The following is an 8,031-nucleotide window of genomic DNA, read 5'->3' as shown; positions in this document are numbered from 1 at the left end:
TTTAATAATTCTATATTGTCTATTAAAACAAATCTTTTTTTATTATTAAATGAAGATTTATTTAGATTAACTATTAATTCTCTTATTTGATTTATATCAATGTTTTTTTTATCTTCAACAACGTCTATAAGATTAAAATTTGGATTAGATTTATTTTGTAAAAGTTTGAATGATTTATTTTCTAAATTAATTTTATTATTTTCAACATCATAAGAATGTTCTTCATTTTCAGATAATACAAAGTTTATTAGATGATAACCTAATGTTGCTTTACCAATCCCCTTTTCACCAGATAAAAGAATTTTATTTGGTAATTTATTATTTAAATATAATTTAGATAAATGTTTGAAAATATCTTGATGTTCGTACAAATTCAGTTGTGTGGAAGAATTTAGGCTCATTTAATTAATTTTTTAATATGATTGATAATTAATTTTTCATTTTTCTTAATATCTAAATTTGAATCAATTATCTTGTATTTTTTCTTATTTAGTTTTGACATCTTAAGAAATCCATTTTGAACCTTGTTATAGAAACTGGCATTAAATTGATCATATCTATTCAAAGATTTTCTCATTTTTAATCTTAAGAAAAGATTTTTTTTATTTACAACATTAAGAAATGTAAAATTAACCTTAATATTTTTTAACAAATATTTATTAATTATATTTATAATTTTAATATCAACACCCATACCATAATGTTGATAAGCAATTGTAGAGTCTATAAATCTATCAATTAAGATAACTCTTTTTTTATAATATTTTTTAATAAGATTAATATTTTCACTTCTGGAAGCTAGATATAAAAGTAAATCAGTTTTTACATTAAAATTGGATTTCTTATTTAATATTAATTTTCTAATTTTTTCAGAATTTAAACTCCCTCCTGGTTCTCTGATTTTTAAATATTTAACTTTATTTTTGTCTAAATACCTTGAAACAATTTTAATATGATGACTTTTGCCACTGCCTTCTATACCTTCAAAAACAATTATTGGCTTCTTAGACATCGCCCCAAATTAAGTAGTTTAATGATTTAAGCAATCTAGAAAAGAAATTTACTTTTTTAATTTCTTTTAAAGCAAGCAAATCATACTCACCTACTAATTCTTGGTCATAAACTACTTTTAATGTTGCAATTTTTTGATCTTTGTTTATTGGTGCTTCTACAGGACCATCATAATTTACAGAAACCTTTAATAATTTTTTTTTGGCCTTTTTAATAGTTTTGTAAATATCTTCATTTGTATAAACATCAACTGCATCTTCTTTTCCCAACCATACGTCTATTTTTTGAAAAGGTTTATTAGCTTCAGTAATTTTAACTAAATCAAAATTTGTAAGTCCATAAGTTAACATTTTAGTACTTTCTTTTGATCTGGCGTTTTTTGAATTAAAACCACTGCCAACAGCAATTAATCTTCTTCCATTTCTCTCTATAGACGAAGCTAATGAATATTTTTCTACAGCTAAATAACCAGTTTTGATACCATCTGCTCCAAGATTTTTATATAATAAAGGATTTCTATTACCTTGTGTTATTGGATCTCCTCCTGTTCTATCCCAAGTAAATTCTTTTTCTGCAAACATTTTATAAAATTCTGGATGTTCTTTAATTAAGTATCTAGACATGATCATTATGTCTCTAACTGTTGAATTATTATCAGGGTGATTAATTCCTGATGAATTAGAAAAGTTTGTATTGTCCATTCCTAACTCTTTAGCTTTTGATGTCATTAAGATTGCAAACTCTTCTTCAGTACCCGCTATGCCTTCTGCTAATGCAATACAAGCATCATTACCAGATGCTATGATTATACCTTTTAGTAAATTTTCAACTGAGACCTCATCCCCTACCATTATAAACATTGAGGAATAACCAGCTGTAGATAATCGCCAAGCTTTTTCTGAAATAATAAATTTTTCATCCATACTTAAATCTCCTGACTTAATTAAGTCAAAGGCAATGATGGAGGTCATTATTTTCGTCATGGACGCAGGATAAATTGATAAGTCCGCTTCTTTTTCAAAAAGAATTTCACCAGAATGATAATCTTGAATTATTGCAGTTTTTGCTTTCACATCAAAATTAGCAAATGATTTAGATGCAAATAAAATAAATATTAAAATAATTAAATTTAATTTTTTAAACATCTTTAATAATTTTTAGGTTTTCAAAATTTAGTTTTTCTATTTCGTCAAATGACTCTTGAATTTTTTTTATATCATTAAATGGACCTAATAATACCCTATATTTTGTTTGAGATAATTTTTTTATAACAGGATTTGTTATCTTTGTTTCATCCTTAATTCTTTGGATCATATTTTCAGCTGAATCTTTATAATAAAAATCTGCAATTTTAATTGAATATAGAAAATTACTTTGAGTAGTCTTAGGCAATTCCCTTTTCTCTTCGGTTCCTAAATTATCTATTTTTATTCCATCTACAGGAGCCTTTTGAGCTACTTTTTTTTCTTCATCAAACGTTTTAGCTTTTTTGGCTACAAAAGTTGATTCATTAGAAATTAGAGATAATTCAACATAAGGTTGATTTTCATCAAGAAATAATTCATCAACAATTCTTTTGGTGATTACTGAATTATAAAAATTTGAAAAAATCGCCTTATTAGATATCACTTGTGCGATAACAGTTTTTGTATTTTCAGGGTTAGTAATTTTCACAAAAGAATTTTTTCTAATTTTGGTATGAAAAATAAACAAACCTCTATTATCCAATTTTTTTGAAATACTTTTTTCTTTAAAGAGATTTTCGTCATAAATTAATGCAAAACCTTGGTTGGTATACTCTCTATCAAAAATATATTTAGTACTATCTTCATCATTTTCATCTGAAGATTTTAAATTTGTTTCTGCTGTTGATGTATCGGGCTCTATCTTTATAGTTTTCTTTTTAGTTGTTTCTAATTGTTTGCATCCCACAAAAAAAATAAACAACAATAATGGTAATACTTTTTTAAAGTTCATTTTTGAATTTATCCTTTAATGTGCAGACTGCTAAAGCAAATCTTAAAGATCTATTCCATTGTAAAATTATTTCATAATTACTAAATACCACATAAGCTGGATTTAAAGTTTCCGCATCAGGAATTATATCTTTATCTGGTGTTATTATTGCAACTTCTAATTCATCATAATTATTTGATATAATTGAATTGTTCTGAATGTATTGTCTAAAAAACTTTAATTGTTTCTTATCATGTAATTTTTTTGCAGAAATATTTAAATATTTTTTTGGAATATCATTATTCAGATCAATTCTATAAAAACATGGTTCATTAGATTTCCAACCTATTTTCTTTAAATAATTACTCGCTGAAGCATAGGCATCAGGGTTACTTTTTAAATTTATTGAACCATTGCCATCATAATCTGTTGCATAATTTTTCATAGTAGAAGGCATAAATTGGAAGTAACCAAAAGCACCCGCCCAAGAACCATATAATGTTTTATAATCAATTTGATTTTTCTCAATTAAATTTAAAAGTATTAAAAGTTCTTTCGTGAAAAATTCTGATCTTCTTTTGTCAAAACTTAATGTAGCTAGTGAAGAAAGAATGTCCATTTTACCAACATAGGTTCCAAAATTTGTTTCTATACCCATTAATGATAAGAGAAGTTCTTTTTCTATGTTAAATTCATTTTCAACAGAGGTAATTAAATTTAAATTATCTATATAAAGTTTTTTTCCTTTTTTTACTTTTTGTTCAGAGGTTCTTTTTGATATGTAAGTTTTTGTATCTTCATAAAATTCTGGTTGATATCTATCATATTTAATTACATCTGGTAAAAACTTAGTATTAGACATAACTAGATCAAATGTTGCTTCAGAAATATTATTTTCTAGAGCAATTTTTTTGAAATTATTTTTCCATTTTTCGAATTCTATATTGATATCTGCTAATGTGTTTTGATGAAAAAAAAGAGATAAAATAAGTATAAGTTTAATTAGTTTCATATAAATCTCTTAAATATATTATTACAGCAATCCAGATTAAAATGAAACTTACTAGTTTATTAAATGAAAAAACTTCATCGTAATAAAAAAAACCTAGTAAAAATTGAAGAGTTGGCGTGATATAGAAAATCATCCCTGTAGGACCTAATCCACATAATTCAACTCCTCTCACATATAAAAATAAAGGTATTACTGTCATTGGACCTGCCAATAATATTATTAACATCATTGGAGGGTTTGATAACGAGAAATCATTGTAACCGTTAATTGCAATGAGATAAAATGCAACAATTGCAATTGGTAATATAAATAAACTTTCTATTAAAAGTCCAATATCAGTATCAACATTAACTTTTTTTCTTACTAAATTATAAAAGCCCCAACTTAATGCTACAAGTATGCCAACCCAGGGAAGCGATTTTAAACTTACAAAAATTAAATATAAAATTGATAAAATAACTAAAGTAATTGAAAAAATTCTTTTATTATTTAATTTTTCTTTAAAAAAAATATAACCAAGAAGAACACTTAATATTGGCATTATAAAATAACCAAAACTCGCATCTATTATTCTGTTGGTAGCGATTGCATAAATCCATACACCCCAATTCATGAAAATCAAAAAACCTGAAATAAAAAGATAAATAATATTTTGTTTACTTTTAATTATCTTAAAAAAAATATCCCACTTTGAAAAAAAGAAAGTTGTTAATATTAAAGTCAAAGTTGTCCATAAACATCTGTGGACTACTAACTCAATATAACCAATAAAAGTAATATATTTAAAATATAAAACTCCAAAAAAACCCCACCAAAAAGATCCAAAACCAGCAAGTAAAAGCCCTTTATTAAATTCTTTGTTCATGTAGCTTTGATATTAGTCGTTAATGAGTTTTTTTCGACTATTTTATGGTTGAATTAAATAATTATAATTATAAAACCTTGCTCACGGAGAGATGGCTGAGCGGTTGAAAGCACCGGTCTTGAAAACCGGCAAAGGGGCAACTCTTTCCTGGGTTCGAATCCCAGTCTCTCCGCCATCATCTTAATATTTAAAATTTTTAAACAACATGCTAATATTGTTTTTTTCTATTTCAAACTCAGTATCAAAACCATTATAGAAATTATATAAATTTGTGTCATCAATATTAAGAAATTTATCTAAATCGATTAAATCCTCTTTTTGTAAATCATTAATATATTTTTTTACAAATTTACCTAAGAGCTTATCCATTTCCTTGGTACCTCGATAATTGGAACGATAAATAATTTTTTTTTTTAAATCATCTATATTGAGGCTCATTATTAGAATATAATTAATTTGTCATGGATAATAAAACTAATTTTGAATATTTATTATCTGATCTAACAGCTTTAAATGGTGTTGGTATAAAAACAACAAATTTACTCAAGAAAAAGAATATAAATAATATTTTTGACTTACTTTGGAAACTTCCAAAGGCCTATACAGATAGAAGTTTATCAACAAAAGTAAAAGATTTAAAGATCGGTGAAAATCAAACTGTTACCGTTGTAGCAAATAAATATTTATTTCCACGAATTAGAAAATTACCAAATAGAGTTAAATGTTCAGATGAAACAGGTGAGTTAGATTGTGTCTTTTTTAATAGTTATGAAGGATATATTAAAAAAATACTACCTTTGGGAAAAGAAATAACGGTAAGTGGCAAAATTGGCTACTTTAAAAATAAATATCAAATTACCAATCCCAAGTATGTATCTGAGGACTCAAGTTTAATTAAACAAGTTCATAATAAATATTCGTTAACTGAGGGAATATCTGAGAAAATTTATAATAAAATTATAAAACAAATAATAGATAAATTACCTAACTTAAAAGAATGGCACTCAAGTAAAATTTTAAATAAATTCAATAATATCAATTGGAATGATGCAATTAAAGAATTACACAAGCATGAGAATATAGGAAAATACAAAGATCATTTTTATCAAAGACTTGCCTTTGATGAAATATTTGCAACATTTTTAGTTAATTCAGAAATAAGAAAAAAAATTAAGAAAGTTAAAAAAAAAAATAAAATTATTAATTTAAATAAACAAAAACAACTCATTAATAAATTAGAATTTACATTAACTGACGATCAAATTAAATCGATTAACGAAATTAATGAAGATTTATCATCCTCAACTAAAATGTTTAGATTATTGCAAGGAGATGTTGGTAGTGGAAAAACAATTGTCTCATTATTAGCTGCATTTAATACTATTAATTCAGGTTTCCAAGTAGCTGTTATGGCCCCTACCGAAATACTAGCAAGACAACATTATAATTTAGCAAAAAAAATTTTTCCATCAAACATATCAACAGAGTTAATTTCTGGTAAGTCTAGCTACAAAGAAAAAAAATTAATCCTCAATGAATTAATAAATAATAAGATTAATATTATTTTTGGTACTCATGCTATTTTTCAAAAAACAGTTAAATTTAAAAAATTAGGATTAATTATTATTGATGAACAACATAAGTTTGGTGTTAATCAAAGAAAAAGATTATCTGACAAAGGTGGTAATGATTGTGATGTATTATTGATGACTGCCACACCTATTCCGAGAACTTTAACAATGACAATTTATGGTGATATGGATTTATCAATTATTAGAGAAAAACCTAAAAACCGTAAAATGATAAAAACTTACAGTAAATTAGAAAGTAAAATTGATGATGTAATTAAATTTATAAAAAAAGAAATTAATTCAGGAAATCAAATATTTTGGGTCTGTCCATTAATTGAGGAGTCTAAAAAATTAGATCATACTTCTGCAATTCAAAAATTTGAATATTTAAAAAAATTATTCCCTAAACAAGTCTCTATTCTTCATGGAAAAACAGATATAAATGAAAAAGATGAAATTTTAAAAAGATTTTTAAATAAAGAATTTAAAATATTAGTATCTACAACTATTATTGAGGTTGGAATAGACTTTCCAAATGCCAATGTCATTATAATTGAAAATGCAAATAAGTTTGGCCTATCTCAACTCCACCAATTAAGAGGTAGAGTTGGTCGTGGAGAGAAAGAAGCAACTTGTATTTTGATGTTCAAGTCAAATTTGAGTGAAAATGCTAAAAAAAGAATAAACATATTAAAAGAGACCAATGATGGATTTATTATTTCTGAGGAAGATATGAAGATCAGGGGTTTTGGTGATATATTGGGTTTTAAACAAAGTGGTGTTAAAAATTTCAAGTTAGCAGATCCAATACAGAATAGTGACTTATTTGAATTAGCTGAAAAAGAAATAAAAAGAATTGAACTTGAAAATGAAAATTTAAGTAAGTTTAAACCATTAATTAAATTGTACGATAGAGCAGATATAATTAACGATATCGCTTAATTTTTTTCTGTTGTTGTTGTTCCAGCTGATACAATAAATTTAGAAGCTTCTTCAAAAGTCATGTTTAAAAATATAACGTCGTCTTTTGGGAACATTAGCAAAAAACCACTTGTTGGATTTGGAGTTGTTGGAACAAATACGTTTATTAATTTTTGATTTGTTTTTTCAGCAATTTCTCCAGAATTTTCTTTAGTTGCAAAACCTACAGCCCATACACCTTTTCTTGGATATTCAACAAGAACAACACTCTTACTTTTACTGCCACTTTCTTTAAAAGATTGTGACATTTGTTTAATTGCAGACCAAAAAGTTCCTAGTAGTGGTATTTTTTTGAATAAACTGTCTATTAACTGAAGAAATTTTTTTCCTAAATAAGATAAAGATATGAAACCAATGATTGTTATGAAAATAATTGAAATAATTATCTCTAGGCCAGGTATATTAAATGGCAAATAATAATTTGGATTTATTTGGGACGGTAAAATTTTTGAAGACGTATTTATTAAAAATTTACTTAAATAAATAGTTAGTCCTATTGGTATTAAAACTACAACACCTGTAAAAAAATAATTCCTAATTTTTAAAGATAAAATATAAAACCATAGACCTATAATTTCTCTTTTTTTTATAGGTTTCTTTTTGGTTTCTTTCATTTATTAACTATAACTAGAATA

8 protein-coding genes, 1 tRNA gene and 1 pseudogene are annotated in these 8,031 nt (G+C 25.2%); 2 read left to right on the top strand and 8 right to left on the bottom strand.

The features are described from left to right. The 6 genes and pseudogenes from ACTTAY_RS03680 to rarD form a co-directional block, all read right to left on the bottom strand. A pseudogene (locus ACTTAY_RS03680) lies at nucleotides 1–401 on the bottom strand (AAA family ATPase); the annotation flags it as partial. Further along, the gene (tmk, locus tag ACTTAY_RS03675) at nucleotides 398–1,012 is read right to left on the bottom strand and encodes a dTMP kinase (RefSeq protein ID WP_440672411.1); all 615 of its coding nucleotides are present in this window, start codon (nucleotides 1,010–1,012) and stop codon (nucleotides 398–400) included. The gene tmk and the pseudogene ACTTAY_RS03680, both read right to left, overlap by 4 nt. Further along, nucleotides 1,005–2,156 carry a D-alanyl-D-alanine carboxypeptidase family protein gene (locus ACTTAY_RS03670; protein WP_440672410.1) on the bottom strand — a complete coding sequence of 384 codons (1,152 nt, stop codon included), beginning with the start codon at nucleotides 2,154–2,156 and terminating at the stop codon, nucleotides 1,005–1,007. The genes tmk and ACTTAY_RS03670 overlap by 8 nt, the downstream gene beginning before the upstream one ends. Next, nucleotides 2,149–2,988 carry an SPOR domain-containing protein gene (locus ACTTAY_RS03665; protein WP_440672409.1) on the bottom strand — a complete coding sequence of 280 codons (840 nt, stop codon included), beginning with the start codon at nucleotides 2,986–2,988 and terminating at the stop codon, nucleotides 2,149–2,151. Before ACTTAY_RS03665 ends, ACTTAY_RS03670 begins: the two co-directional genes overlap by 8 nt. After that, on the bottom strand, nucleotides 2,978–3,979 hold the full coding sequence (locus ACTTAY_RS03660) for a lytic murein transglycosylase (RefSeq protein WP_440672408.1): 1,002 nt from the start codon (nucleotides 3,977–3,979) through the stop codon (nucleotides 2,978–2,980). Before ACTTAY_RS03660 ends, ACTTAY_RS03665 begins: the two co-directional genes overlap by 11 nt. Further along, nucleotides 3,966–4,844: an EamA family transporter RarD gene (rarD, locus tag ACTTAY_RS03655; RefSeq protein WP_440672407.1), complete on the bottom strand. Its 879-nt coding sequence runs from the start codon at nucleotides 4,842–4,844 to the stop codon at nucleotides 3,966–3,968. Before rarD ends, ACTTAY_RS03660 begins: the two co-directional genes overlap by 14 nt. 85 nt (nucleotides 4,845–4,929) lie before the next feature. Here rarD and ACTTAY_RS03650 point away from each other — a divergent pair. After that, nucleotides 4,930–5,019: transfer RNA gene (locus tag ACTTAY_RS03650), tRNA-Ser, on the top strand. Between the two features lie 5 nt (nucleotides 5,020–5,024). On the opposite strand, the gene ACTTAY_RS03645 is transcribed toward ACTTAY_RS03650, so the two are convergent. Further along, a complete protein-coding gene (locus ACTTAY_RS03645) occupies nucleotides 5,025–5,282 on the bottom strand; it encodes a succinate dehydrogenase assembly factor 2 (protein WP_440672406.1) in 258 nt (85 codons plus the stop codon). 23 nt (nucleotides 5,283–5,305) lie between these two features. On the opposite strand from ACTTAY_RS03645, the gene recG reads away from it, so the two are divergent. Then, a complete protein-coding gene (gene recG, locus ACTTAY_RS03640) occupies nucleotides 5,306–7,357 on the top strand; it encodes an ATP-dependent DNA helicase RecG (protein WP_440672405.1) in 2,052 nt (683 codons plus the stop codon). Here the strand turns inward: recG and ACTTAY_RS03635 are convergent. Then, entirely contained in the window at nucleotides 7,354–8,010 is a 657-nt protein-coding gene (locus ACTTAY_RS03635) for a DUF502 domain-containing protein (RefSeq protein ID WP_440634143.1), read from the bottom strand. The genes recG and ACTTAY_RS03635 overlap by 4 nt on opposite strands. Between the last annotated feature and the right edge of the window lie 21 nt (nucleotides 8,011–8,031).

The sequence above is a fragment of the Candidatus Pelagibacter sp. HIMB1715 genome, from assembly GCF_052047595.1.
GTDB lineage: Bacteria > Pseudomonadota > Alphaproteobacteria > Pelagibacterales > Pelagibacteraceae > Pelagibacter.
This window is presented reverse-complemented; position numbering and strand designations above follow the sequence as displayed.